General features: G+C 58.9%; 21 protein-coding genes and 5 pseudogenes. 12 read left to right on the top strand and 14 right to left on the bottom strand.

From position 1 onward, the window contains the following. The first annotated feature begins 90 nt into the window (after positions 1-90). Positions 91-2,085, top strand: a complete 1,995-nt coding sequence (locus CIT37_RS32570) for a hybrid sensor histidine kinase/response regulator (RefSeq protein WP_014497709.1) — start codon at positions 91-93, stop codon at positions 2,083-2,085. A gap of 507 nt (positions 2,086-2,592) precedes the next feature. Here the strand turns inward: CIT37_RS32570 and mmsA are convergent. Continuing rightward, a pseudogene (mmsA, locus tag CIT37_RS32575) lies at positions 2,593-3,594 on the bottom strand (CoA-acylating methylmalonate-semialdehyde dehydrogenase); the annotation flags it as partial. Between mmsA and CIT37_RS32580 the strand changes: the two are divergent. Then, entirely contained in the window at positions 3,578-4,054 is a 477-nt protein-coding gene (locus CIT37_RS32580) for an ATP-binding cassette domain-containing protein (protein ID WP_202557216.1), read from the top strand. The pseudogene mmsA and the gene CIT37_RS32580 overlap by 17 nt on opposite strands. Before the next feature lie 34 nt (positions 4,055-4,088). Continuing rightward, a complete protein-coding gene (locus CIT37_RS32585; RefSeq protein ID WP_011084962.1) occupies positions 4,089-4,979 on the top strand; it encodes an SMP-30/gluconolactonase/LRE family protein in 891 nt (296 codons plus the stop codon). Positions 4,980-5,024: 45 nt separating this feature from the next. On the opposite strand, the gene CIT37_RS32590 is transcribed toward CIT37_RS32585, so the two are convergent. The 5 genes from CIT37_RS32590 to CIT37_RS32610 all read right to left on the bottom strand — a co-directional run bounded on the left by CIT37_RS32590 (position 5,025) and on the right by CIT37_RS32610 (position 10,765). Further along, positions 5,025-6,917, bottom strand: a complete 1,893-nt coding sequence (locus tag CIT37_RS32590) for a TRAP transporter large permease (protein ID WP_011084961.1) — start codon at positions 6,915-6,917, stop codon at positions 5,025-5,027. Next, positions 6,914-7,939: a TRAP transporter substrate-binding protein gene (locus tag CIT37_RS32595; protein WP_014497714.1), complete on the bottom strand. Its 1,026-nt coding sequence runs from the start codon at positions 7,937-7,939 to the stop codon at positions 6,914-6,916. The genes CIT37_RS32590 and CIT37_RS32595 overlap by 4 nt, the downstream gene beginning before the upstream one ends. A 193-nt stretch (positions 7,940-8,132) precedes the next feature. Continuing rightward, on the bottom strand, positions 8,133-9,143 hold the full coding sequence (locus tag CIT37_RS32600; RefSeq protein ID WP_014497715.1) for a transketolase family protein: 1,011 nt from the start codon (positions 9,141-9,143) through the stop codon (positions 8,133-8,135). Further along, positions 9,140-9,991, bottom strand: coding sequence for a transketolase (locus CIT37_RS32605; protein WP_011084958.1), 852 nt, complete (start codon positions 9,989-9,991; stop codon positions 9,140-9,142). The genes CIT37_RS32600 and CIT37_RS32605 overlap by 4 nt, the downstream gene beginning before the upstream one ends. A gap of 24 nt (positions 9,992-10,015) precedes the next feature. Then, on the bottom strand, positions 10,016-10,765 hold the full coding sequence (locus CIT37_RS32610; protein WP_011084957.1) for an SDR family NAD(P)-dependent oxidoreductase: 750 nt from the start codon (positions 10,763-10,765) through the stop codon (positions 10,016-10,018). A 108-nt stretch (positions 10,766-10,873) separates the two neighbouring features. Between CIT37_RS32610 and CIT37_RS32615 the strand changes: the two genes are divergently transcribed. Then, positions 10,874-11,770 carry a LysR substrate-binding domain-containing protein gene (locus CIT37_RS32615; RefSeq protein WP_011084956.1) on the top strand — a complete coding sequence of 299 codons (897 nt, stop codon included), beginning with the start codon at positions 10,874-10,876 and terminating at the stop codon, positions 11,768-11,770. A 672-nt stretch (positions 11,771-12,442) separates the two neighbouring features. Then, the gene (locus CIT37_RS32620) at positions 12,443-12,646 is read left to right on the top strand and encodes a hypothetical protein (protein ID WP_014497717.1); all 204 of its coding nucleotides are present in this window, start codon (positions 12,443-12,445) and stop codon (positions 12,644-12,646) included. A gap of 426 nt (positions 12,647-13,072) precedes the next feature. Here CIT37_RS32620 and CIT37_RS32625 read toward each other — a convergent pair whose 3' ends face one another. After that, positions 13,073-13,375: a hypothetical protein gene (locus CIT37_RS32625; RefSeq protein WP_145643235.1), complete on the bottom strand. Its 303-nt coding sequence runs from the start codon at positions 13,373-13,375 to the stop codon at positions 13,073-13,075. A 52-nt stretch (positions 13,376-13,427) separates the two neighbouring features. Next, positions 13,428-14,210 (bottom strand): annotated as a pseudogene (locus CIT37_RS32630) (IS5-like element ISBj2 family transposase). Between the two features lie 1,022 nt (positions 14,211-15,232). Here CIT37_RS32630 and CIT37_RS32635 point away from each other — a divergent pair. Together CIT37_RS32635 and CIT37_RS32640 are read left to right on the top strand one after the other, a co-directional pair. Next, complete coding sequence (locus tag CIT37_RS32635) at positions 15,233-16,420, top strand: IS256 family transposase (protein WP_174719465.1); 1,188 nt, start codon at positions 15,233-15,235, stop codon at positions 16,418-16,420. Positions 16,421-16,451: 31 nt separating this feature from the next. Next, positions 16,452-16,801: pseudogene (locus CIT37_RS32640) on the top strand (SOS response-associated peptidase family protein); the annotation flags it as partial. 81 nt (positions 16,802-16,882) lie between these two features. Here the strand turns inward: CIT37_RS32640 and CIT37_RS32645 are convergent. From CIT37_RS32645 to CIT37_RS32655, 3 genes and pseudogenes are all read right to left on the bottom strand, one after another. Next, entirely contained in the window at positions 16,883-17,107 is a 225-nt protein-coding gene (locus tag CIT37_RS32645; protein WP_018647460.1) for a hypothetical protein, read from the bottom strand. Positions 17,108-17,252: 145 nt separating this feature from the next. Further along, positions 17,253-18,407 (bottom strand): acyltransferase family protein, encoded by a 1,155-nt coding sequence (locus CIT37_RS32650; RefSeq protein ID WP_231088510.1) that lies wholly within the window; start codon positions 18,405-18,407, stop codon positions 17,253-17,255. Positions 18,408-18,684: 277 nt separating this feature from the next. Then, positions 18,685-19,019 (bottom strand): annotated as a pseudogene (locus CIT37_RS32655) (transposase); the annotation flags it as partial. 132 nt (positions 19,020-19,151) lie between these two features. On the opposite strand from CIT37_RS32655, the pseudogene CIT37_RS32660 reads away from it, so the two are divergent. Together CIT37_RS32660 and CIT37_RS32665 are read left to right on the top strand one after the other, a co-directional pair. Next, positions 19,152-19,325, top strand: a pseudogene (locus CIT37_RS32660) (IS4/Tn5 family transposase DNA-binding protein); the annotation flags it as partial. 221 nt (positions 19,326-19,546) lie between these two features. Next, positions 19,547-20,587 carry an IS4 family transposase gene (locus CIT37_RS32665; RefSeq protein WP_224516920.1) on the top strand — a complete coding sequence of 347 codons (1,041 nt, stop codon included), beginning with the start codon at positions 19,547-19,549 and terminating at the stop codon, positions 20,585-20,587. Between the two features lie 22 nt (positions 20,588-20,609). Here CIT37_RS32665 and CIT37_RS32670 read toward each other — a convergent pair whose 3' ends face one another. Then, complete coding sequence (locus CIT37_RS32670; protein ID WP_018647455.1) at positions 20,610-21,152, bottom strand: hypothetical protein; 543 nt, start codon at positions 21,150-21,152, stop codon at positions 20,610-20,612. 168 nt (positions 21,153-21,320) lie between these two features. On the opposite strand from CIT37_RS32670, the gene CIT37_RS32675 reads away from it, so the two are divergent. Further along, on the top strand, positions 21,321-21,902 hold the full coding sequence (locus tag CIT37_RS32675) for a hypothetical protein (protein WP_131234259.1): 582 nt from the start codon (positions 21,321-21,323) through the stop codon (positions 21,900-21,902). 566 nt (positions 21,903-22,468) lie between these two features. After that, entirely contained in the window at positions 22,469-22,855 is a 387-nt protein-coding gene (locus CIT37_RS32680) for a hypothetical protein (protein ID WP_152036290.1), read from the top strand. Here the strand turns inward: CIT37_RS32680 and CIT37_RS32685 are convergent. Next, positions 22,824-24,092 carry an IS256 family transposase gene (locus CIT37_RS32685; protein WP_035716818.1) on the bottom strand — a complete coding sequence of 423 codons (1,269 nt, stop codon included), beginning with the start codon at positions 24,090-24,092 and terminating at the stop codon, positions 22,824-22,826. The two genes, CIT37_RS32680 and CIT37_RS32685, sit on opposite strands and share 32 nt — an antisense overlap. A 164-nt stretch (positions 24,093-24,256) precedes the next feature. Here CIT37_RS32685 and CIT37_RS32690 point away from each other — a divergent pair, with 164 nt between their 5' ends. Then, positions 24,257-24,478 (top strand): hypothetical protein, encoded by a 222-nt coding sequence (locus CIT37_RS32690; protein WP_095425217.1) that lies wholly within the window; start codon positions 24,257-24,259, stop codon positions 24,476-24,478. A gap of 662 nt (positions 24,479-25,140) precedes the next feature. Here the strand turns inward: CIT37_RS32690 and CIT37_RS32695 are convergent. Further along, the gene (locus CIT37_RS32695) at positions 25,141-25,677 is read right to left on the bottom strand and encodes a helix-turn-helix domain-containing protein (protein WP_018647449.1); all 537 of its coding nucleotides are present in this window, start codon (positions 25,675-25,677) and stop codon (positions 25,141-25,143) included. Between the last annotated feature and the right edge of the window lie 40 nt (positions 25,678-25,717).

The raw sequence follows: 25,717 nt of genomic DNA on the forward strand, positions 1-25,717 counted from the left end.
GGTCTTAAGCATTGCTCGGCCGGCCACGGCGACAGGGGCACAATGCCACGGTGTACGGAACAATCCCGCATCCAAATACGTTGAACCTGTTTGGGAGCGCTCCACCCGTTGAAAACACTGCAAACAAAGCTCGACGGGGTCGCCGACGCGCGGCCGCTTCAACTGCTCATCGACTCCATCGTGGACTACGCCATCTACATGATCGATGTAGATGGCACCGTGCGCAGTTGGAACTCCGGTGCCGAGCGATTGAAGGGCTACTCAGCGGACGAGATCATCGGCAAGTCCTTCTCATTGTTTTATCCGCCCGAGGATCGCGCGAAAGAGCTTCCCCAAACAGCGTTGAAAATTGCGGCAGAGACCGGCCGGTTCAGTTCCGAAGGGTGGCGCGTCCGCAAAGACGGGACCCGCTTTTGGGCGTTAGTCGTCGTGGATGCGATCCGCGACGAGCAAGGTCAGGTGATCGGCTTTGCAAAGGTCACGCGCGACATCACAGAACGTCAGCAGGCCCACAACGATCTGCTGGAGAGCGAGCGACGATACCGTCGATTGATCGAGGCTGTTGTCGATTATGCGATTTTTCAGCTGGATCCTGCCGGCAATATAACCACCTGGAATCCGGGTGCACAGCGCATCAAAGGCTACGATCCGGATGAAATTATCGGTCAGCACTTCAGTCGCTTCTACACGCCTGAAGATATTCAAACTGGCGTACCGAAACGGGCGCTCGCCGAAGCGGCCAAATTGGGACGCTTCGAGGCTGAAGGTTGGCGAGTGCGAAAGGACAGCAGTCGCTTTTGGGCGTCAGTTGTCATCGATCGCATCACCGACGAGGCCGGCGAATTGGTTGGGTTTGCAAAAGTAACGCGTGACGTAACCGAGCGAAAGCAGGCCCAGGACGAACTCCAGCGCACTCAGCAGCAGTTAGCCGCCTCTCAGAAGCTCGAAGCGGTAGGCCAGCTCAGCGGCGGGATCGCGCACGACTTCAATAATCTCCTGATGATCGTGCTTGGCAACCTTGAGACCGCGGAGCGGAACAGCCGCGGCCTGACTAACAGCACGAATCTTCAGCGGGCACTCGCCAATGCCAAGCGGGGCGCGCAGCGTGCCGCAGCACTGACTAGCCGCCTGCTCGCATTCTCCCGTCGGCAAGCGCTGGATCCGCAGCCTATCAATCTGAATATTTTTCTGAATGGATTGCAGGAGTTTCTGCAACGTACCCTCGGTGAACGCATCGAAGTTCAAACCGTCGGAAGTGCGGGTCTCTGGTCGATCGAGGCTGATACCAACCACCTCGAGTCTGCCATTATCAATCTCGGTATCAACGCACGCGACGCGATGCCGGATGGCGGCAAACTCACGGTCGAGGCTATGAACGTATTAGCTGACGAGGACTATTGCCGAGTGAATCCTGAGCTCTCCCCGGGCCATTATGTCATCGTTTGCGTAACAGACACTGGGACCGGGATGACCGCGGACGTCCTCAATCATGCTTTCGAGCCTTTTTTTACCACGAAAGAGCTCGGGCAAGGGACAGGCCTCGGACTTAGCCAAGTCTATGGTTTCGTAAAGCAGTCGGGTGGGCACGTGAAGATCTACAGCGAAGTCGGCCAAGGTACCAGCATCAGAATGTATTTCCCCCGCTACCATGGAGATGCTCGACCCGCCGAGGGTAATGCAGACGAGTTTCGCCCGGAAGGTGAGAAACTGGAGACGATACTCGTCGTCGAAGATGATACGGACCTGCGTGCATATGTTTCTGAGCTTCTGCGAGATTTAAATTATCGCGTGGTTGTGGCATCCAGCGCCCAGGCTGCCTTGACCATCCTTCTGCAGGAAGAGCCGAAGGTTGATCTTGTGCTGACGGATGTCGTCATGCCGGGAATCAATGGACGGGAGATGGGCCGGCGCGCACAGCAGATCCGCCCAGGCATCAAGATCCTGTACATGACAGGTTACTCGCGAAATGCCGTGGTCCACCAAGGGCGCCTTGATGAGGGCGTCGAGCTATTAGAGAAGCCGATCTCTCAGGCAAAACTCGCTTTTCGTGTGCGCGAAATGTTAGACCGGCTTGACCAATACTGAATTGAATTCGCGCCAGCGCAGGCCGTGATCCGGTACACAGGTCAATTCTATTCGCTCTTCTTGTTGGCCAAAGTGCTCCGCGTCGAGAATCTGACGGCGAACTACATGCTTATCGGCGCCACTATCATCACCGTGCCTCTGTATGTCGTGTTCGTCAGTCTTTCGGACAAGATCGGCCGCCGCAAGGCGTATGTCGCTGTGGCCCGAGTATGCGTGGCCGCACCCCAACTTTTTCGGCGCCCGCGGTCGACCTCAGTCGAAATGCGGAGGCGTACAAAATCGCGCCAATGACGGAGAGAGTGTCAGTCAATCCCAAATGAAAGATAAAGCATTTTTAAGTTTCTTGGGCGCCAAAACCCGCCATTCGAGCTACGGCCGAACACAACTGTCTGCGGCATGCTCGAGCATTTCTCTAAGACAGAGGCCGTTAGAATGACCTATGAAAAGAACGAGGGCCGATGGCCCTCGCAGTCTGGGAGAACAGACAAAAGCAGTATCCGGCAGCCGTCATGACATGGTCGGCATGACGAATTCGGCACCGGCCCGTATTCCGGTTGGCCAGCGGCTTGTCACTGTCTTCATTCGCGTGTTGAAGCGGACGCCTTCCGGTCCATGCATGTGATGATCGCCGAAGATCGACGCTTTCCATCCACCGAAGGAGTGGAAGGCCATCGGCACCGGAATCGGAACGTTGATGCCGACCATGCCGACCTTGATCTGGTGAGCAAATTCACGAGCAGCATCGCCGTCACGTGTGAAGATCGATGTCCCGTTGCCGAACTCGTGCTCATTGATCAGCCGCGCGGCCGTCGCATAATCCGGTGCTCGCACGACCGAGAGCACTGGCCCGAAGATCTCCTCCTTGTAGATCTTCATGCTCGGCTTGACGTGATCGAACAAAGTCCCGCCCAGGAAGAAGCCGTCTTCGTAGCCCTGCATTTTGAATTTGCGTCCGTCGACGAGCAACTTCGCGCCGTCCGCAACGCCCGCATCGATGTAGCTTCGGACCTTGTCCAGATGCTGCTTCGTGACGATAGGACCCATCTCGGCCTCGGGATCGGTACCCGGCCCGACCTTCAGGCCTCGAACCTTCGGCTCCAAGGCTGAGATCAGCTTGTCCGCGGTCCCCTCGCCGACCGGTACGGCAACAGAAATCGCCATGCAGCGTTCGCCGGCGGAGCCGTAAGCGGCACCCATCAGTGCATCAACCGCCTGATCCATGTCGGCATCGGGCATCACGATCATGTGGTTCTTGGCGCCGCCGAGAGCCTGACAGCGTTTTCCGGTATTCGCGGCGGTCGAATAGATGTACTGCGCAATGGGCGTGGACCCTACGAAGCTGACCGCCGAGACGTTCGGATGATGCAGTAGCGCGTCGACGGCTTCCTTATCACCCTGCACCACGTTGAAGACGCCATCCGGCAGGCCGGCTTCCTTCAGCCATTCCGCCATGATTAGCGAAGCGGATGGATCACGTTCCGACGGCTTCAGGATGAAGGTGTTTCCGCAGGGGGCTCCGCTTGAACTGTTCGAGCAGCCTCGTACGGGCTTTGTGGCCGGCTTCCTCGGGTCTCCGTCGATCAACCTCGTCCCGGCGACCCTCAAGACAAGCGGCGGCTGCGCCGCAGTTGTGTTTCAGTCCGGCGGTGCGCTGACGCTTCCGAATGCAAGAGCCAAATTGCGGACAGGTGCGGATGGCCAAGAAGTTCTGGTGGGCATTCGACCCCAGCACTTCAGCCGGGCTGGCGGCGGACCTCCGCGCGACGGGGTGGTCTCCTATTCGGCCGTCGTCGACCTCATTCAGCCGACGGGGACCCGTACATTCACCACCATCAAGATCGGCGGCGTCGATGCGGTCGCGGAGTTGCAGGCTCATGACGTCAGCAGCCATGGCGAGCGGATCAACCTCGCCATCGACCTCAATCGCGTGGTGCTGATCGATCCGGCCAGCGGCCTGGTCATCTCGTAACGAGCGCCGGCAATCTGGAGAACGGGAGGAAAAAATGGCGTCGAGACTGTTTGCCACCGGAATTGGAGCTCCGGAGGGGCCGGTGTGCCTGCCCGATGGATCGATGTATGTGACCGAAATGTCCGCGTCGACCCTTTGCATCACACGGCTTGACTCTCGCGGCAATCGCAGGGTGATCCGGACGACTGGCGGGCGTCCGAACGGGTTGACGACTGATGGCCACGGCCGGATCTGGATCGCGGAAGCAGGCCTCCGGGCGCTGATCTGCATCGACGACGGCGGAAACGAGATCCGGCGCATGCAGGGCGAAGGTACGGACCGCTTTCTATTTCCGAACGATCTTTGCTTCGGCCCGAACGGACTGCTCTACCTGACCGACTCCGGCATGGCGGCCGAAGATTTCATCAACGGCCAGGCCTTCGTCGACGGCTATATGGACCTTGATTGGGACGGCCGTGTGTATGAGATCGATCCGGCGGCCATGAAGGTGCTACGCGTGCTCGATCGGAAGATCCGCTTCACCAACGGCATTGCTTTCGGCTCCGACAATCACCTCTATGCCAACGCGTCCTTCACCGGCGAGATCTACCGATATGACGTGCTCGGCGAAGCCTCGCCTAGACGCGAGGTCTTCGGCAACGTCCTGCAACCGAATGCCAATCCCGATTTCAAAGGTCCGGACGGGATGGCCTTCGGCACGGATGGCCGCCTCTATTGCACGGTCTACAACCAGAAGAACGTCAGGGTGCTGGACCGACGGGGTGAAGTCGTCGACCGGCTGATCCTGGATGGGCCGCAGCCGACGAATTGTGCCTTCACGCTCGAGGGCAAGAAGCTACGCGTGACTGAAGTCGGCAAGGGGCAAGTCGAAGAGATCGATATGCCCTGCGAGGGCCTGCCGCTGCATCTGCCGAAGTTCGCCTGACGAGGTGCCTCGCGGTTTTGTCCCGCAAGGCGTCCCGCAGATGCGTCAAAGGAAGCCGATCGATAGCCAGGGCACGGCCGCGACGATCAGCGTGCCGATCAAAAGCGCGATCATGTAGCCCACGATCGGCTTCATGCCCTCGTCCGGGTTGATGCGGCTGATGGCGCAAGCCGCGTAGTAGCCGACGCCGAACGGTGGCGCGAACAGGCCGATGCCCATCGCGAGAACGACCACCATCGCGTAGTGGACATCGTGCACCCCGACCTGCCGCGCGATCGGGAACAGGAGCGGGCCGAACAAGACGATGGCCGGGATCCCTTCCAGAACGCTGCCCAGGATCACGAAGGTCACGATCGTCACGGCAAGGAAGACAGGTACTCCGCCGGGAAGGCTGGTCATGAACTTTGCAAGAGAGGCAGAAAATCCCGACTGGGTCAGCGCCCAGGCCATGCCCGTCGCCGCGCCGATGATGAGCAGGATCGCCCCCGACAGCGAAGCCGTCTCGACCAGCATCGGATAGATGCGGCGCCAGTCGAACTGCCGATAGATGAAGAGTCCCGCACAGGCCGAGTACAGGATCCCGATGGTCGAGACCTCCGTTGCCGTCGCAACGCCTTCGACGACGGCGGTCCGGATCACGAATGGCAGCGCGATGGCCGGTATCGCGATCACAAAGGCGCGGCCAATCTGCCGCCCCGTCGCCCGTTTGACGTGAGACAGGTCCTCGCGGCGGTATCGCCACCACACCACGGCCGCGAGCATGATCGCGAGCACCACGCCCGGAAGCAACCCGCCGGTGAACAGCGCCGAGATCGACACACCGGTCACCGAGCCGATCGTGATCAGAACGAGTGACGGGGGAATCGTCTCGGTCTGCGCCCCCGTCGCGGCCAGGAGCGCAACGAGATCGCCGGGCTTGGCCCCACGCTGCCGCATCTCGGGAAACAGCACTGGAGCCACCGCAGCCATGTCCGCCGCCTTGGAGCCGGAGATGCCTGAGACCAGATACATCGCCCCGACCAGCACGTAGTGCAGTCCGCCACGCACGTGGCCCAAAAGGCTTGCCAGGAAGCTGACCATGGCGCGCGCCATGCCCGTCATCTCGATCAGAAGGCCGAGAAAGACGAAGAGAGGCACGGCAAGCAGGATCAAGTGGCTCATGCCCTCGTCCATTCGTCCGATCATCACGACGTCGGGCGTGCTGGTTGTCAGGGCGAGATAGCCGACCGTGGCGAGGCCAAATGCAAACGCGATCGGCACGGCCGCAAAGACCATCGCGCCGACCACGAAAACGAAGAAGATCAGAAGATTCAGATTGCCAAGTGCCTTCAAGACCGGCGCCAGCAGAATGAACGTTCCGATGATGCCTGCGACGATCGCCAGGGAGGCCAGCAAGCTGCGCAGGCTCGCGATGCGGATGAGCCGGAGGACGGCTGCGATCAGCATCAGCCCGATGCCGATCGGCAGCGCTGCCGCACGCCAGGTGTTGACGATCTCGAGCGCCGGAGTGGTGACGAAGGCCTCGTCGGCGGCGAATTCATAGGCCGGCCAAACGACGAGCACGAGAAATGCCAGCGACGCCGCGGCCGCTATGACATCCAGGAACGCGCGGAGCTCCGCACTGAGCACGCCGACGATGGCGGTCATCCGCATGTGCTCGCCGCGCTGGAACGCAATCACAGACCCGAGCATGGCGAGCCAGAGGAAGAGAATGCCGGCAAGCTCGTCGGACCAGACGATCGGCGAGCGGAATACGTATCTGCCCACGATGCCCGCGGACAGCACCACGATCTCCGCCAGCACGAGCAAGGCCGCCGGGACTGCGACAGCGTGGCCAAGCACCATGTTCGCTGTCACCACCCATCGGCGCGAATTCGCTTGAGATCTGCCGGCCGCGAGCCCGGTATCCACATGCGGCGTATGGCTCACGCTGGTCATGATAGCTGGCCCGCGGCTTTTTCAAGGTGAGACCATGCCTCCTCGCCAAACTTGCCCTTCCAGTCGGCGTAAAAGCTGGTCTTAGACAGCGCCTGGCGGAAAGCGGCACGATCGACGTCGATGAACTTGAGACCTTTGGTCGACAGATCGGCGCGCAGGGACTGGCTGAGCTTTGCGATGTCTGCCCGCTGATCGACCGCGGAGCGATCGAGCTCGCGCGTCACGATCTCCTGCACATCCTTGGGCAGGCGCTCGAAGGCGCGCTTGTTGCCCAGAATCCAGTAGCCATCCCAGACGTGCCCGGTGAGGCTACACGTGCTCTGCACTTCGTAAAGACGCGCGGTCGCGATGATCGGCAACGGATTCTCCTGGCCGTCGACGACCTTGGTCTGCAACGCGGAATAGACCTCGTTGAAGTTGATCGGCGTCGGCCCGGCGCCGAGCGCCTTGAAGAGCGAGGTGAGCAGCGGCGCGGGCGGAACGCGGATCTGGAAATTCTTCAGATCATCCGGCGTCCGGACCTCGCGGCCCGACGAGGTCACCTGACGAAAGCCGTTGTCCCAGGCCTTCGAAACCGCCATGATTGGCGTCTTGGCGATTTGCGCCCGGATGTAAGTGCCGAGGTCGCCGTCCATCGCCTTCCATACGCTGTCGTAGTCGGCGAATGCGAAGCCGGTGTTCACAATGCCTGCGCTAGGTACGAGGGTGGCAAGAATCGAGGACGATTGGTTGAAGAACTCGACGCCGCCGCTGCGAACTTGGGTCAAAAGCTCGGTGTCGGAGCCGAGCTGGTTGGCCGGAAATAGCCTGATCTCCAGCCGACCGCTCGTCGCTTCGCGGATACGGTCGATCGCCTCTTGCGCCCGGATATTCACCGGATGCGTTGGGTCCTGTCCGGTCGCGAACTTGTAGACGAACTCGGCGGCAGACGCCGGGCGGGTGAGAATCCCGCAGAGAGGAACGGTGGTGGCGGCCATCAACAGCGAACGGCGACTGATGCTTCCGGGCTTCGATGCAGTCATGTTTTCCTCCTGGTCCTTCATTGACGTTGCTGCCCGTTGCATCAGCGCAGGCTGACGTGCAGCTTTCCGGGTTCTTCGCTTGCCGGCTCTCGACCACCGGCATTTGGGCAGGAGCAATCACTCGCCGCCGCAACATGCGACGGGCGTAGCTCCTCACCTGGGCTTGGCTAAGTTGGCGCTTAGCGCCGGTACACTAAAGCCACCGCTTGATCTGCCGTGCGACCTCTGCGGTGGAAATCCCGTAGCGGTCGTGCAGGGTCGGAAGTGCGCCGGCGTCAAGAAACTCGTCCGGCAATGCGATCTGGCGGAAGGGCGGATGGACGCCGGAACGCATCAGAAGCGCGGCAGCCGCCTCGCCGAGACCGCCAATCGTTGTGTGGTTTTCGGCAACGACGACCAGGCGGCCCGACTTGCCGGCTTCACGCAAGATCGTCTCGGTATCGAGCGGCTTGATGGTTGGAACATGCAGCACCGCAATATCGATGCTGTCGTCTTTCAAGGTCTGTACGGCTTCGAGCGCGCGCATGGTCATGATGCCGGATGAGATGACCAGGGCGTCCTTCCCGTCGCGGATCAGCTTGGCCTTGCCGAGCTCGAATTTGTAGTCGTACTCGTCCAGAACGACCGGCACCTGGCCGCGCAGCAGGCGGGTGTAGACTGGCCCCTGATGCGCCGCGATGGCAGGCACCAACTGCTCGATCTCGTGGGCATCGCAGGGATCGATGACCGTCATATTTGGCATGGCACGAAATAGCGCGAGATCCTCTGCGGCCTGGTGACTCGGGCCGTAGCCCGAGGTCAGGCCGGGCAAAGCACAAACGATCTTCACGTTGCGGTCTTCCTCCGCAATCGTCTGGTGAATGAAATCGTAAGCCCGCCGAGACGCGAACACCGCGTAAGTGGTCGCGAAAGGCATGAAGCCTTCGGCAGCGAGGCCGGAGGCGGCGCCGAACAGAAGCTGCTCGGCCATGCCCATCTGGTAATAGCGGTCCGGGAACTCCTTTGCGAAGATGTACATGTCGGTGTATTTGCCGAGATCGGCCGTCATGCCGACCACCTCAGGGCGGTGGCGCGCGAGTTCGACGAGCGCGTGTCCGAACGGCCCCGGTCTGGTCTTCTGCCCCTCGGCTGCGATCGATGCGATCATCGCTGAGGTGGTCAGGCGCGGCTTGCCCGGCTGCGGTGCTGATCTGACGGTCTTCATGCCTGCCTCCCGGCTTCCAGCGCGGCAAGCGCGAGCTGCCATTCGTGCGGCTCGACGCGGATGAAATGGCTCTTCTCGCGCTGCTCGAGGAAGGGAACACCCTTCCCCATCAGCGTGTCGGCGACGATGATCCGCGGCTTGAGTTCGGGATGGGACTTGGCCGCGTCGAAGGCGGCGACCACGGCATTGAGATCGTTGCCGTTGACGCGCTGCACGAACCAGCCGAAGGCCTGAAGCTTCTCGACCAGCGGCTCGAACGCCATGACCTGCGTGGAAGGACCGTCCGCCTGCTGATTGTTGACGTCGACGATGCCGATCAGATTGTCGAGCTTGTAGTGGCCTGCCGACTGGATCGCCTCCCAGACCGAGCCTTCGTCAAGCTCGCCATCGGAAAATAAGGTGTATACCCGCGCTCCGGATTTCTTGCGTTTGAGTCCCAGGCCCATGCCGACGGCGATGCTGAGTCCGAGCCCGAGCGAGCCGCCCGACATTTCCATTCCCGGTGTGTAGGAGGCCATGCCCGACATCGGCAGGCGGCTCTCGTCGCTGCCATAGGTTTCGAGTTCTTCCTCGGGGACGATCCCCGCCTCGATCAAGGCCGCGTAGAGCGCGATGGCATAATGCCCGTTGGAGAGCAGAAAGCGGTCTCGCTCCTCCCAGGACGGATCTTCGGGTCTGTAGCGCATCGCATGGAAATAGGCGACGGCGAGAACGTCAGAGATGTCGAGCGCCTGTGCGATATAGCCTTGGCCCTGAACTTCGCCCATGCGCAGGGCATTGCGGCGAATATTGTGGGCGCGGTCCGTCAGCTTGGGCGTGTTCGTAAGCGCGTTGGTCGAGGTTTCCATCGATCTGACCCTTGTCTCGCTGGCTCAGTGGATGAGCATGCCGCCGTTCACGTCGATCACGGCGCCGGTTACGTAGGCGGAGAGATCCGAGGCCAGGAAGGTGTAGATACCGGCGACGTCTTCGGCCGTACCGAGACGATTGAGCGGAATGCCTTCCAGGATCTTCGCCCTCATCTCGTCGGTCAGCTTGCCCGCGGTGATATCGGTGCCGATCAGGCCGGGCGTGACGCAATTGACGCGAATGCCGTCCGGGCCGAACTCTCGGGCCATCGCCTTGGCGAGACCAAGTACGCCGGCCTTCGCGGCCGAATAGTGCGGGCCGCCAAAAATTCCACCACCGCGCTGGGCCGAGACCGACGACATGCATGCAATCGATCCGGCTTTCCGTCCGCGCATATGCGGGATCACCGCCTGGGAGAGAAACAGGATGCCCTTGAGATTGACGTCCTGAATGCGATCCCAATCGGCTGCCGAGATCTCCAGGAACTTCACCGGCTGGGTGATGCCGGCATTGTTGATCAAAACATCGGTGCCGCCAAAGGATTCGATCACGCGGGCGACCGCCTGTTCGCAGGACGATTTGTCGGCGACGTCGCACCCTAGTCCGATATGGGAATTTCCGAGCGATGCCGCAGCATCCGTCGCAGCGCCGGCGTCAATATCCAGAATGGCGACCCGAGCGCCCTCGGCGGCGAACCGCCGGGCGGTGGCAAGCCCGATCCCGCGCGGCGAGGCCGCGCCCGAAATGATGGCCGTCTTACCGCTGAGCAGCATCAGTTCCTCCCGCAAATTGTTCTTCCTTGGCGCTTAGGAATGACCCGCCGACCGCCAACGGACAAACGCGCAGTTGTCACGGATCGATGAATCTGGTTCACTTATGGGATGCTGTCGAATATCCCCATATCGGCAATTCGTGCCTTTGAAGCGGCTGCCCGCACCGGATCGTTTCGCGATGCGGCGAATGAGCTTCACCTGACACCGAGTGCCGTTAGTCATGCCATCCGCAAGCTGGAGGGCACCCTTCGGACCGCTTTGTTCGAGCGCAGCGCACGATCCGTGCGACTTACGCCGGCCGGCGAGAACCTGATGCGTCACACGGGAGCGGCATTCGATCAGCTCCGCCGTGGCCTAGAGGAAGTTGCCGCGCGCGGACCACAATTGGTGCGCGTCCATTCCGCGCCCAGCTTTGCTGCGCAATGGCTGGCACCACGGCTTGCACAGTTTCTCGCTGCTTACCCGAAGCTCGAGGTTCGGCTGGCTGCAAGCACGGACTATGCGCGCTTCAGCAACGATGATTTCGATATCGACATCGTCTACGGTCCGCCACGCGCGGAGGGCGTCGAAATTGTCCCTCTGCCGGAGGAGACGGTCACGCCGCTCTGCTCGCCCTCGCTCGCAAAATCGATCAGGAAGCCTGCCGATCTCCTCGATCAGACGCTCATCCGCTCCGACGTGAAGCGGGTGCAGTGGCATCAATGGTTCACCGCGAATGGGTTAGAAGCACCTGCGCTTCACGGCATGAGATTCGACCGAAGCTTTCTTGCGATCGCGACGGCTGCAGAGGGATTGGGCGTGGCCTTGGAATCAACGCTTCTGGCCGAACGCGAACTGGCGTGCGGGCGCTTGGTCGCTCCATTGGCCGGACGCGCCAACGATATCCGCTACGTCGGTCACCGCTTGATCTACCCGCGCGCAAGCCGACAAAGATCGTCGGTACGAGCTTTTGCGGATTGGGTGGTGGCCCAACTCGGCGGCGGAGATGTTCGCTCCTCGCAGTGAGACCTCATCGAGATATTCCTGAAGCTGATGCGGAAATCCACCGCGTTTTGAGGATCTGCCCTTCATAGGAACCCCTCCGACCGCGTGCACGTTGCCGTATCGCTTCAGGACCCCCTGCCTTGGAGCGCCCCAACAGCGGCCTCCGCGTTGCCCCCGCGGGGGTCGTTTTATCGCGAGGCACAATGGACGAGGGTTGGAGAGTAGTGTTCGCGATTAGCGCCACTGCCGTGGTCGCCGGGGGCGCCTTCTTTGCCATCCGGTTTATCATCGGTCTGCACCTTTAAGGTCGCCCCTTACCCGTATTTTTCCCTAGGTCCAAAGTCTCACATCCACACACCAGTGGAGAAAGTGTCATCGGTGCACTACGGCTTGCGCTCCCGCATCGGTTGCAGTTGGATAGAGGAGCGAATTTACAAGAGACGTTTTTGAGGGGGAACAATATGAGGGCAGCAACGCTCGTTGCCGGGCTTTTTTTGGCAATCGGAATAATTGGACCGGCCGATGCTCGCGGAGGAGGTCACGGGGGCCGTGTCAGCTATGGCGGCGGACACCACACCTCAAGCCACGGCGGCAGCTTTTCAGGCGGCTCGGGATCGTTGCACCGCGGCGGGACCTATGTGAATTCAAACACCGGGAACCGTTACGGCACCCACCAATAAGAGGAAGCGCGCAATGGCGAAGTCGACCCGGAATAGCGGCAAGCAGTCGACGTCAGGCGAAGTGAGCCAACTCAAACAACTTGTGAAGGGCAACACACCGACGCGAGTGATCGGCCTGAAGTTGGGCCGAACCGAAAACGCGATCTACAACAAAGCATCTGAGGAAGGAATCTCACTGGCTCCGACGAACCAAAGCCCCTACGGCACGAAGAAGTAGGTACGGAGATCATGCTGAGACATTGGCCTGCGGCGCTTTGCATGGCCCTCGTGGGTTCGGCTTATGGTCAGGCGCCTGCTCCGGCCGCGCCCAAAGCCGCTCCTGAGCCGTCGGCCTATTGTCGATCTTCTGCGCAAATACTCTTTCAGGGTGGAGCTTCGGACGGCGACATCGCCGCCGTCGCGAAGATCTGCCGCCGTGGCGATGTCATCGCCATCAGCACCAGCGCACAAGGTTCAGTATTCTAGGTCGGTCGCCTATGTGACTTTACGAAGTCAGTAGTCGTGATGGGTCCACAGACGCTTTGCGTCCTAGGAGCCGAACGAAGCGTGAGGTGACCAATCCGTGATCGTGATCATGCCCTGCGCGGCGAAATCCAGCTACTGGTTGCTCGCTCGACTGTCACGTCACCGCGACATGTGACATCTACCGCAAAAGCTTCTTTAGCGCAGCGTCGCTCGCTAATCTTGAACTTAAGCGTCGAGCCGCTCCCTGTTGGTTCTCGCCAAGCGTATCTTTGATGATTTCCGTCGCTCGGGTCATCACCTCTTTTCGGACGGATGGGACGGCGCGGATCATCGCCGCAATTTCAGCCTCTGACATACTCTTATTGGGATCCAACTGACGGAGTTCGGCGAACCTTAATTCAACCGCTTTGATTTTTGAGTCATCGAACCACAGAGCAACGCTCTTCTGAGAGTCCGCAATTTTTTGTCGCTTTGTCAGCATCCATATCCTGCGTTCCGACGGGCGAATACATTTGGCCAACTAGGGTCCAGACTCAATTGAGCCAATATGCGACGAGAGCGGCGAGATGAACAGCGGCCAAAAAATTACGGGCGAGCTTGTCATATCGCGTGGCGATGCGCCGGAAGTCCTTGAGCCTGCAAAAGCAGCGTTCGATGACATTTCGTCCTTTGTAGGCGCGTTTGTTGAAGCGATGGATGACGACACGGTTAGATTTATTGGGGATTACGGGCTTGGCGCCACGACGAATGATTGCGCCGCGAAGCTTGTCGCCATCATACCCTTTGTCGGCGAGGAGCACGCTCATGGGTGGCGCGAGCGCCAGGACATCGGGAGCCGCAGCGATATCGGCATCCTGGCCTGGAGTCAGATGCAGGACGACCGGCCGGCAGAGCGGATCGCTCAGCGCATGGATTTTTGTCGTGCGGCCTCCGCGCGAGCGGCCGATTGCTTGATTGTGCTCCCCCCTTTTCCGCCGGAGCCACACCGGTGAGCTTTAATCGAGGTCGAGTCGAGCGACAGTACGACGCCGTCTTCGCCAGGCTTGGCCAGCGCTTCGAAGATTGCGCACCATCGTCCTCGCTTGGCCCAGCGATTGAAGCGATTGTAGATCGTCGTGTAAGGGCCGTATTCACGTGGACAATCACGCCATCGTGCACCCGATTGCAGCATGTGAATGATGCCGCTGACGATGCGTCGGTCGTCGTCCCGATCCGGCCCCGTCAGTCCCCTCGGCAGATGCGGTTCGATACGCGCCCATTGCCTGTCGTTCAGCCAAAACAAACCAGCGCGCATTCTCTCGCCCCCGAATCAACACGTAGGCAAGAGAATCACGTGGCGCTATTTAGGTACAGGCCCTAGCCAACCAAGTTTTGCCTGAAACGTGTCTGTCAATTGCAAGATCTTCGCCGCAACGCAGGTTGCTAGGTGGAGATCGGCCTTCACAGCGATGGAAAGTTTGAGAAACGCTATGCAGTCTACCTGAGATCTGTGCCCTCGGAATCCAGAAAGAAATAGCCAGGCTCGTTGTAATTCAAAAGCCGGCCCATAAACTCCGAGATCTTATTTCTCGCCCGAAGTCCAACGATAGGGAGATCGGATTTCACAGCAGGAGCCTGGAATTGACCGACCTGTCGTTCTACGACCAATTCGAGACTGCGCACCGGTGCAATGGCAATGTACGGTGCCTTGCATCCGCCCGCTGGCCCGCGAGGTACTAGGTCGCAACTTTGCGTTAGCACGATGAAGAACAAGTTCTTCGGATGGTGGAAAAAATGAGGATGAACTGCCTCCAGTAGAGCATCCAGCTCTAGCGTCCTTCGCAGAACGTCCCCTTGCATCAACTCCGTGCTCGAGAACGCCGTTGTCTCATATGCAAAGTGCATGGGCCAAGCATGAGCGCGGATCAGGATGCAGTTTTGGATGCGAACGTATCCGAAGGTGAGACTCGCCCCTCCAGTTCATCATTCAGCCGGCGGATCGCTTGTCGCGTCGACACATTGGCCGGCTCGATTGAGACGGTAATTTTTGTGAAGGCCCCAGACTTGCTAATCTGCGTTCGGTAACTACTGCGGCACTCGGTTCGGCATGAAACGATGTTGCATCTCTGCCCTTGGTGTTAACGACTGCGTCGACAGCACGCCATTCCTGTCTGGTCACCGATGTCGATGAAATTCTGATGTTTTTCGAACTCATTGCATTGCCCCGTAAATGTTTGTCAAAAGATTGCACGCCATCTCAAAACTGCTTTGCATTCGGTAACGTACAGAGTCTTTCGCACTTTCAGGATTGACGGCTTCCTCTAGAATGAAGGAGCTTTGAATGAACGATGGGAATGCCATGGGTCAGGTGATCCAAATTGATGAGGCCCGGATTCGAGATCACCTGGGCGAGATGGTCCGCGGGACGGTGGAAGAGACACTGAACGCCATGCTGGAGGCCGAAGCGGACCAGCTGTGCGGTGCTGGGCGTTATGAGCGCAGCCCGGCCCGGCAGGACACGCGGGCAGGCAGCTACGAGCGAACGCTGCAGACCAAGGCGGGCGACGTCAATCTGAAGGTTCCGAAGCTACGTCGGCAAACCTTCGAGACGGCGATTATCGAGCGCTACTGGAGGCGGGAGAGCTCGGTCGAGGAGGCGCTGATCGAGATGTATCTGGCCGGGATTTCGGTTCGGCGGGTCGAAGACATCACGGAGGCGCTGTGGGGCACCCGGGTCAGCCCGAGCACAGTGTCGAACCTGAACAAGAAGATCTATACCAAGATCGAGGCGCGGCGGAATCGCAGGATCGAAGGCGAGCATCCGTATCTCTACCTCGACGGCATCGTGATGAAGCGCAGCTGGGCTGGTGAGGTTCGCAACGTGTCGCTGCTAGTGGCCTCGGCGGTCAATGCTGAGGGGTTCCGGGAGATCCTCGGCATCTGTGAGGGCGCCAAGGAGGACAAATCCGGCTGGTCCTCGTTTCTGCGGCATCTCGTCGATCGCGGTCTCAGGGGCGTGCAGTTGGTGGTTTCCGATGCGTGCCGAGGTCTTGTCGAAAGCGTTGCGGATTATCTGCCGGAGGCCCGCTATCAACGCTGCATGGTGCATTTTTATCGCAATGTCTTCAGCCACGTGCCGTCGACCCGGGTCCACGAGGTGAGCCACATGCTCAAGGCCATTCATGCCCAGGAGAGCCGCGCCGCGGCCGACGAGAAAGCCAGGACCGTCATCGCGGATCTGCGGGCAAGCCGTATGGCCAAAGCTGCTGATCTCGTCGAGCAGGCGGTTCACGAGACGCTCGCCTACTATGCCTTTCCTGACATCCATTGGCGGAAGATTCGAACGAACAATCCGCTCGAGCGCATCATGAAGGAGATCCGGCGACGAACCCGTGTCGTCGGCGCCTTCCCCGACGGTCAATCCTGTCTCAATTTGGCGGCGGCCCGGCTGCGGCACATTGCCGGAACGGCGTGGTCGACCAAATGCTACATGAACATGCGACCGCTCTATCAGCCACAACTCTCTGAAACCGGAGCCGTCGCCTGATCAAAAGTGCGAAAGATTCTGGACAGTACCGCCAAATCCCGAGACGAAGAAGAAAGATGTGGTTTGGTTCGCGCTCGAGGAGAGCCGGCCGCTGTTCTGCTTCGGCGGCATCTGGACCGAGTTCAGAGGCGACCGCGGCACCAAGTCGAAGCCGATCCCCGGCCCCACCTTGTCTACGGCTTCCTGACGACGTCACCCAATGCGGTCGTCGAGCCGATCCATCCGAAAGCAATGCCCGTGATCCTGACCACCGAGGAGGAGCGCGACATCTGGATGCACACTCCCCGGGATGAGGCAAAGGCGCTGCAGCGCCCGCTGCCCAACGACGCCCTGAGGATCGTCATGCGCGGCGCAGACAAGGAAGACAAGATCGCTGCGTAGGCTGCATTTGCACGGGCACCAGTTGAATGTACTTTTTGCCGGAGCGCTCGCGGGAATGCGACTGAGACGCTGACGTCCCGTCTAGGTCGCATGTGTGTCTGCTCGGGTACGCGGCCCAGAGCGTCCGCGATCTGAATGCGGCTCTTCTCTCCCCGAATCCTGAAACGCCTTCAAGATGGAGTTCATGTCGTATTGGCGGACGACCTGGATGCAATTCATCAGGTCGAGTTCAAGCTCGCCGTAATTCAGCAGGGTGCGGCCGATTATCGCCATCTCTTTCGGGAAGATATTGTGAATGGGAAACATGTGGTCTGCCTGAGTTAGCTCTTTCAATTACCCACATCTCATACCTAGCTAATTACCCTGAAGCTGGAAGGCCAGAGGGGGCGAAAGCGCTTCTGAGAGCAGAACAGGATAAGCACATCCGTGCATACCTGCGGCAGTGCCTGCATTAGCCTTTGAGGTGCTCAAATGATCTGCGACGCAAAGTGGCACGGATCGGTTCGTCGATATATCGCTTAACAAGAAAGCTAAAAGCGATTGCAACTAGAGTCATGCTTGGTACCGCTAGCGCTGCATGGATCTGCGCAACCCAACCTGCCGAAGTTCCGCCGAACAATAGCATGAGTGGAACGTAGTGGGTCATATAAAGCGGATATGAAAGATCTCCGATAAACTCGCTAAAACGGTTGATCGACGGACTCCCGATTGCATTAGCGCCCAGCCAAACAAGGAGCGGATATACGATTGTGACGATCAGGAAATCGTAGGGCTTCCAAAGGAAGGGCCAAAAAAAGGTCGCAAGCATGATAAGCGGAAGGTAATATGCTGCCCCTGGCAACAGCGGTTGCCTGCCAATACGGCAAGCAACAACGCCCGCGATAAATGAAAAACCTACCCGTACAAAGCCAATCCAGAAGGTTCTGCGGTCGAAACCGCCGTTTAGGCTTCCGAAATCGTAGCACGTGTATGCCGTTGCAACCGCGGCGAAGGCGAGCATCGCTAGCAACCATCGAAGCGATAGTTGGCGCAGACAAAGAGCAAACGTTAGGCTCGCCACATACTCGCAAAGCAATGACCAGGCGGGAGCGACAAAAGGAAAAATAGGAAAGCTGGGATCGTGGACAAATAAGTGCGGCAACAGAAGTACGCTGCAGGTGAGGAGAATAAAAAACTCCGTGACACTAAAATTGAATAACGCGGCAGCCATAGGCGCATAGAATCGTCCGATTACAACCACAACGAAGCCCAACAAGGAGCCAATTACGACGAGCGGATGCAGTCGTATCAGACGCCTTTTAATAAGTTCTGTGGGTGACAATTCTACGCGAGAAGGGTCGTAGGCAAATGCCATTACATACCCTGACAAGCAAAAGAAAAAATCTACAGCGAGATAACCGTGAGGAATCCGGTTCTGAGGACCGAACTGAAAGGGTTCATAAAAATGTAAAACGGCGACACAGATGGCAGCAATTCCCCGCATGCCGTCAAGAATGCTCAGTCGCGCGACCTCTTTGGCAGCCAGCGACCCGGGGTCTTCGGGAAAGGCGTTGGGGGGCGGTAAATTCGGGGAGGCGCAGCTGGATTTGAGCATCGCGTTCGACATGTAGGATTCTGCAATTCTATTAACGCATCTGTCGCATTTCTTTACATATACATGCATATACATGCATATACCGTGTGCCGCTACACGGTCTGAGCACCGTCAACTGCTAGCCCGGCCTATTCGTCAGAGGGCGGCTTTTGGGCCCGATTGATGCGGCCGCACATCTTGTCTGGCGAGGCGCACAGGATTGCCTTCGGCTTTTCACCGCCTGACGACCCGTACTTTGCAACGCGCTTGAGGGATGGGGTGGGTGAACGGGGGGCGGACGCCCCGCCGGTCAAGGACCGAGCGGCAGCAGCGCGCCTGGCAAACGGCGGATCAGGTCGGCTCGGGACATGCCGCGGCAAACGCAAGGCGAATGCGGCTCGTGGTCTCGACCACACGGGCAGCGATTTTCAAGAGACGAAGACGCAGCGTCGCGAACTCGGCAGCGGCCAATTCCCGGACTTTGGGAATCGCCTCGCGCACGGTCAGCATCAGCCAATAAGCGGCCGTATGGAGCGCGAGACGGACCTGGTTGGCGAGCGCCGAACGGCAGCTGGTGCGGTCGGAGGCGAGCTGCGTCATATGCAGCTTGATCAGATTCTCGGCTCGGCCGCGCGCGCATTGTAAGCGGCAAAGAGATCTTTCAATTACCCACACTTGACGTCGGATTTGAGCGGGGCGCCGCGGCCGAAATCTTGAATCAGTAGAATCTGTTGTGATTCGTTGTTGAGCACCTGATTCGGAAGTGCGGGGTGCTCGATGGGCTTGGTGAAGGAACGCGCGGTGGCGCGTGCTCAGCGATTGACGACCGGTATCGAGACGTGGGTTGATCGGGAAGTTGCGGGATGCGAGTTTAAGGATGAGCGGCTTGGTCGCCGGTTCTGCAAATTGCTCGCACAAATCGGGAGCGACATGGGTCAAAGCATCCCGTTGGTTTGTCAGGATTGGGCCAACACGAAGGCCGCCTATCGATTCTTCTCCAACGAGCGGGTCGACGAGGCGGATATTCTTGGCGGTCATTTCGAGGCGACGCGCGAGCGCGTAGCGGCGAGGGAGGGACCGATCCTCGTCCTCCATGACACGACGGAATTCAGCCTCAAGCGCGAGAAGCCGGATCTGATCGGCTTTACGGGCAAGACGGCAGGACGCACGCAGTGCGGCATCCTGATGCATTCGAGTCTCGCCGTGACGACCGAGGGGCTTCCGCTAGGACTGTCGGCAATCAAGTTCTGGACCCGCAAGAAGTTCAAGGGGACGACGGCGCTGAAGCGAAGGATCAATCCGACACACGGGTGCCGATCGAGCAGAAGGAGAGCATCCGCTGGCTCGAGAATTTACGGCAATCGACCGACCTTCTTGCTGCCCCTGGACGATGCGTTCATATTGGTGATCGCGAGAGCGACATCTATGAGCTGTTTTGCCTGGCCGAGGAGGTTGGAACGCATTTCCTGGTGCGAACCTGTGTTGATCGGCTTGCCGGGGACGGCAATCATACAATTGCCGACGAAATGGACGAGGTTACGATCAAGGGTCTGCATCGGATCAAGGTCAAGGACGACAAAGGCGATCCCGACGACGCCGTTCTTGAGATCAGGTATCGCAAGATACGCGTCCTGCCGCCGATCGGCAAACAGACGAAATATCCCGCACTCACTCTGACCGTGATCCATGCTCAAGAGCGGGGAAGGCCGAAGCGGCGAAAGAAAATCGAGTGGAAGCTCCTCACCGATCTCCCGGTCCAATCGCGCACGGACGCCATCGAGAAGATCGAATGGTACGCGTTGAGGTGGAAGATCGAAGTCTTCCATAAGATCCTCAAATCGGGCTGCAAAGCAGAGGACTCAAAATTGCGAACTGCTGAGCGTCTGGTCAATCTGATCGCGGTCTTCTGCATTGTGAGTTGGCGCGTGTTCTGGATGACGATGCTCAATCGCTCCTCGCCGAATGCCATACCGCAAACGGCGCTGACGGATCCCGAAATCAAGCTTCTTGATCATTTGGTGAAAGACCGGGGTGGTAATTGCTCTCGACGAAGCACGCTCTCGTACTATGTCGTCAAGATCGCGCGGCTCGGAGGATACTTGGCCCGAGCCAACGATCCGCCTCCAGGAAGTACCGTGATCTGGCGCGGACTCTCGCGGCTGAACGACATCGAACTTGGAGCCGCAATCGAGGCAACAACTATGGGTAATTGAAAGGAGTTAGCTTGCTAATGGTCTACGGCTTGAAATGGATAATCGAGCGAAGGAACTCGGGCATCTCAGGGCGCGTGGGACACGCATACTCAGTCGGTGGGGCGCCATCCTTGAAACCCAAGCCATAGCGGAAGGCGATGACGAGGTGTGCGGCATAATTCGTTAGTTCTTCAGTGCTGAATACCTGGGCTTTGGTCAGAGATCGCTTTTTCGAGCGAAGGTGAAAGACGAAGTCGTCGCCTTCATACTCCCCAGCGATAGAGTGAACGACGTTATTTCTGACGTAGTGGATGCCTTTTAGTATTGGCCTTAGTTCATCGAAAGCCTTCTGCGCTGGGGCCGGTAATTCGGAAAGCTTCGACAGCTGGTGAATCTTTTCCGCCCGCTGGTCTGCACTCAGGGTGAAAACGACTATTACTGCTTCATCATCGGTGAGGCGAAGAATGACTTTCAGGCAATTTCCCAGGATGTGCTCGATGTGGGACCAGCGCAAAGCCAGGACGCCGAGCTTGGCGTACTCAGCATCCGTGAGGGCTGGCTCAAAATTATAGGGTGTGGGGATCATGACGTCGCCCTGTTAAGACGCGGCCTTAGCCGCAAATTCGCTTTCTGGTCCATGCATGATCAGCGTTGCGCCTCTGCAAACCATCGCCCAGTTCTCGGTGCTGGAAAAGCCTGGTGCAGAAATCTTTATGGTCGCGTCGAATCTGGCGGGCGCTGGCGCGTTCTGAACGTGAACGATTCCGGCCGCAGGTTGACGGTCACCAAAGCCTCATCTGCTGGCGCGCCCCGTTATGGCGGTACAGCCCAAGCGCCAAGCGGCTTGGTTGCTGCGCGTATGAAATCGATCTACGACGGTCATTCCTCGAAAGGCCTCGATGTGAATGAGGCAACAGCAGCTATGATCAAGGAAGGGCGCAAAGCCTACCGCGACTACCATCTCGATAGGCACCGCTTTCTGCAATACGGTCAGGACGTCATTGTATTTCCTTGGTCAGGTGCACGCCTCGCTCAGACAATGGTGCTGGCTTTACGTCGAGAGGGCGCAAAGGCTTCGATCGAAAACTTTGCCGTCTTTGTCGAAAAAACATCTGCGGCCGACCTTAAGGACCTCCTGGTCGCAATCAAGGAACAAGGCCTACCTGAAACGGACGAGCTGGCGCGCGAGGCACGCCAACTTCAATCTGACCGCTTCGATCGATATCTAATTCCCTACCATCAGCGCCTGGCATTTAGCCGGCGCTTTCTTGTACGAGAGGGCTTTGCCGAGCTGATCGATGACCTGCTTGCTGCGGATGCCGTAACGGTGGGCTAGCCTCAGAGTTTGTGAACGAGTGCTGCACCGGAGCTTGACCCAACTATCCGATCCACCCCCGCGAAAACTGAGGCGCACGTCTGCTGGGCGGATGATCTTCGCCCGAGTCGGGGCGACGCAACGGCGATCAGTTGTTAATCCACGGCATCACGAGGCAGATTTGATTAGAATCATATTGGTAGCGGCTCCGCTTGTGATCACCGCGCCTGCGAATGCCGTTTACTTCACTTACTTCCGATGGGAGTCGTTACCTGCGCAGATCCGCGCTGCCTACATGGCCGGTTTCTACGACGCGCTGATTAGCGTTGCCTCTGACGAGCAAGATGCCAAGGCAGGCACGCATTATCAATTGCATTTCGAAGAGCAAAATGACAAACGTCCAGCTCGCAGACAATGTTCGCGCATTTGCTTCGACCCGTCCTAACCTTCAGACCGCAGGAGTTGGGGGAGCTCTAATCAATTATCTGATTGAGTTCTGTGGAAAGCCCCAATAGATATGAAGGTGGACCGATTGATCGCGGCGTCGATTAGAAAGATTGACCTGGATCGCCTTATCGAGGGCTATCTTGAGCACGACGATGAAGCATAAGGGCGTCTCTGAAGTCGCGCTCGGGGCACTAGTGGCTACTGCCTTCTGGTTGATAGTAGGCCTACTGGTGGGCGATCCTGCACGCTTCAAAGACTTCGCCGGCCCGGCCGCAACGGTCTTCGCTGCAATTACTGCTGGCTGGATTGCCTACCGGCTTGGTCAGAGCCAAATCGCGGTCGCCAAGGTTCAAGCGGATATCGCAGAACGAAATTGGAAAACATCGAACGAAAAGATAGTGCTTGATCTCTTTGATAAGCGGCTCGCCATTTTCGAGGAGATTAGAGGGATAGTCGGTGAGGAAGAGCTATGCGGGATTTTGGGTGACGAGGCGATCAGGCGGCGTGGTTTTCCGGCACTTGGATGACCTCGATGCCGTTTTCGAATCTGACACCTGCGATGACCTTCGGCAACTGATTTGTGCCTTTCAGCCGCCGCCAGGTCTTTGATGCGGCGCAGAGCAGCTTGAACACCATCAACTTGGCAGTCGTTGACGATAACGAACCTTTCGTGCGCACCGTTCTGTGCCGGACCGTCGCGAACACGCTTTCGATGGGATTCGTCGTCCGCAAGTGGTCCCAATGCTCGGCGGGGAATTCGTAGAACGCAAGCATTGCGTCGCGATCTTTCGTCAGGCACTCGACCGCCTTGTCGTACTTCGCTCCGTATTTCTCGGCAAAGACATCGATCGCCACTTCGGCCGAAGCTCGGTTGGACGCCAAATAGACCTCGCGCAGATCCTTCTTCATGCTGGCCTGTACCGACACTGCGACTTTGTTCAAGATATTCGCGGTTTTGTGCACCCAGCACCGCTGATGTCGCGTGGCGGGAAAGACCTCGTCGAGCGCCTTCCAGAAGCCGAGCGCGCCGTCACCGACGGCGATTTCCGGGGCGATCTTCAGCCCACGGGTTTTCGCCTCGACGAGCAGTTCGTGCCAGCTCTGCGTGCTCTCGCGCACGCCGACCTGGAAGCCGATGAGTTCCTTCTTGCCTTCCGGCGTCGCGCCGATCAGCACCAGCATGCATTCGCTGTGGTCTTCCATGCGAGCCTGCAGGAAGACGCCGTCCGCCCACACGTATACGTACCGGCGCGCCGACAGATCGCGCTTCTGCCAACGCTCGTACTCGAGCTGCCACTCCGTCGTCAGTCTGGAAACCACCGCCGGAGAAAGATTCGGCGCATCCTTGCCCAGGAGCGCCGCCAGCGCCTCCTGGAAGTCGCCCGTCGAGATGCCTCGCAGGTACAGAACCGGCAAAAGTGCATCCAAGCTCTTCGTGCGCCGTGCCCACAACGGCAGGATCGCCGAGGTGAAGCGGATCCGCTCGCCATCGCTGGTCACCGCGCGATCGCGAATCTTTACCCGGGCGACTTCGACGGCGCCGATCCCCGTCTGGATCGTCCGCACTGGACCATGGCCGTGCCGCACGAGGCGGTCGCGGCCATCGGGAAGCTTCAAGCCCTTCATCGCGGCGAGAAACGCCTCGGCTTCCATCTCGACAGCCTGCGCAAGCAGCTGCCGAGCACCAGATCGCAAAATATTCGTCAGTGGATCGTCGATCTCATCGGGCTGACGCAGTGGGACAATGTTGCTATGCTCGTTCATGGCGTATCGCTCTCCTTGAGGTTCTGGCAGGCTCGACACCCGCCTCGATACGCCGCCTATCTCATTCCGTCATCACCCAGTTTCCCGCATAGCTCGGTGAGGCATGCCGTAGCGGCACCGCTCCTGACGAGCTATTCTTTCGGTACGGACGAGCGATCGATCGCGTGCCCTATTTCTTCGGCGAGGACGTTCAGAAATACCTGGAAAAGATCCGTCTGCATCTAATCAACCTAAACCTCGCCAACTCGATGATGCAAAATCTCATCGATCCGGAGCGTCCGACATGGGTCAAAAAGCGCGGAGACGAGTTCATGGCGATAACCAAGTTCTACGAAGAAGCTCCACGCCTTTTCGGACCGTACATGAAAGCCCATCAGACAGCTTAATCGCGCAGAACGCGGGCAGCCGACGGCCTCGGTGCGCTACCTGGGACGATCCTCCAGAAGATCGAGGTACATGCAGGGTCACATAGCCCTTGGCACCGTCTAGGAGCACCTTGACTTGGGTGGCAGTCGCTCCCGGTCCAAGGATGACCCCTTTCCGGCCACTGAGGCGAGGCCCTGCTGACAGGGCAACGACTATCCGGCGACCAGCAAATAGCTCGTCTTTGGCAACCAACAGAGATCTGCCGAATTCGGCAGGGTACGGTTTGTGTTCCGCGGCATCGCCCGTCATATCGCAAGTCCGTTGCTGCGGAAAGCGAGATCTAGTGCGCTACGGCTTGCGCTCGCGCTTTGGTTGCGATTGAATGATCGCCGCCAAGGGGGGCACCGGTGGCTACATTTTTGAAGGTTGTTTCGGGGGTCTATTTGTTTGTCGTGTGGCTCGTCTTTGTTGGCGCGCTTCGCACTCCAGCACCACCGACCATAGGTTCAGACCTACTATTCCACTTGGGAGTATTCCTGGCTGCGGTGTGCTTCTCGATCCCAGCTGTCATCCTGTTCGCATTCGGTCAGATGGTCGGTGAGCTTCGTTCGATCCGGCACTACTCCCGCCAGCAGGCAGAGCATCTGAAGGCGATGCGGGCGTACTACGAGCCGCATAGGGGTTAGTTAGTGCAATGCATCGCCCCCGCCGCATAGAATTCGTAGTCATCGCGCGCGGCTGCAGCTACTTCAGGGACAGATAAGGGATCATGTACGAATGACGGTTCGCCTTTTTCGTCACGCTCGTTCGCCTTTTTGGGGACTGCACCGGCAGAAAGCGCACCGACGTTCGCCTTCTGGTCATCCAAAGGCTCACCATTGTTCGCCTTCTGGTCAGAAGAAGGCGAACCCACATTCGCCTCTTCGAGAAGAAGGCGATAGGCATTGACGTAGGTCCCGCCTTCCTTGACCTCGAACTTGAGGTAGCCGAACTCGGCTAACCGTCCGAGGCTCAACTGCACGCCGCGGACGCCCTTCTTCCCAAGATCTTTAGCGATGGTGGCCTGCTTGCGGCGGGCTAGATCGGTCTCGTGATCGATCGCATCGGCGATATACCAAAGCACCCGGAAGTCTTGATCGGTAATGCGTAGATCGCCATTTGCGCGCGTTAACAGATGGAGCTTTCGCCGGGTCCGGTCCTTGTCGAGAATTGCACTCACGGCCGCACCATCTTCCGCGCCAGGGCAGCGGCGAAGGCAG

Source organism: Bradyrhizobium ottawaense (genome assembly GCF_002278135.3).
GTDB lineage: Bacteria > Pseudomonadota > Alphaproteobacteria > Rhizobiales > Xanthobacteraceae > Bradyrhizobium > Bradyrhizobium ottawaense.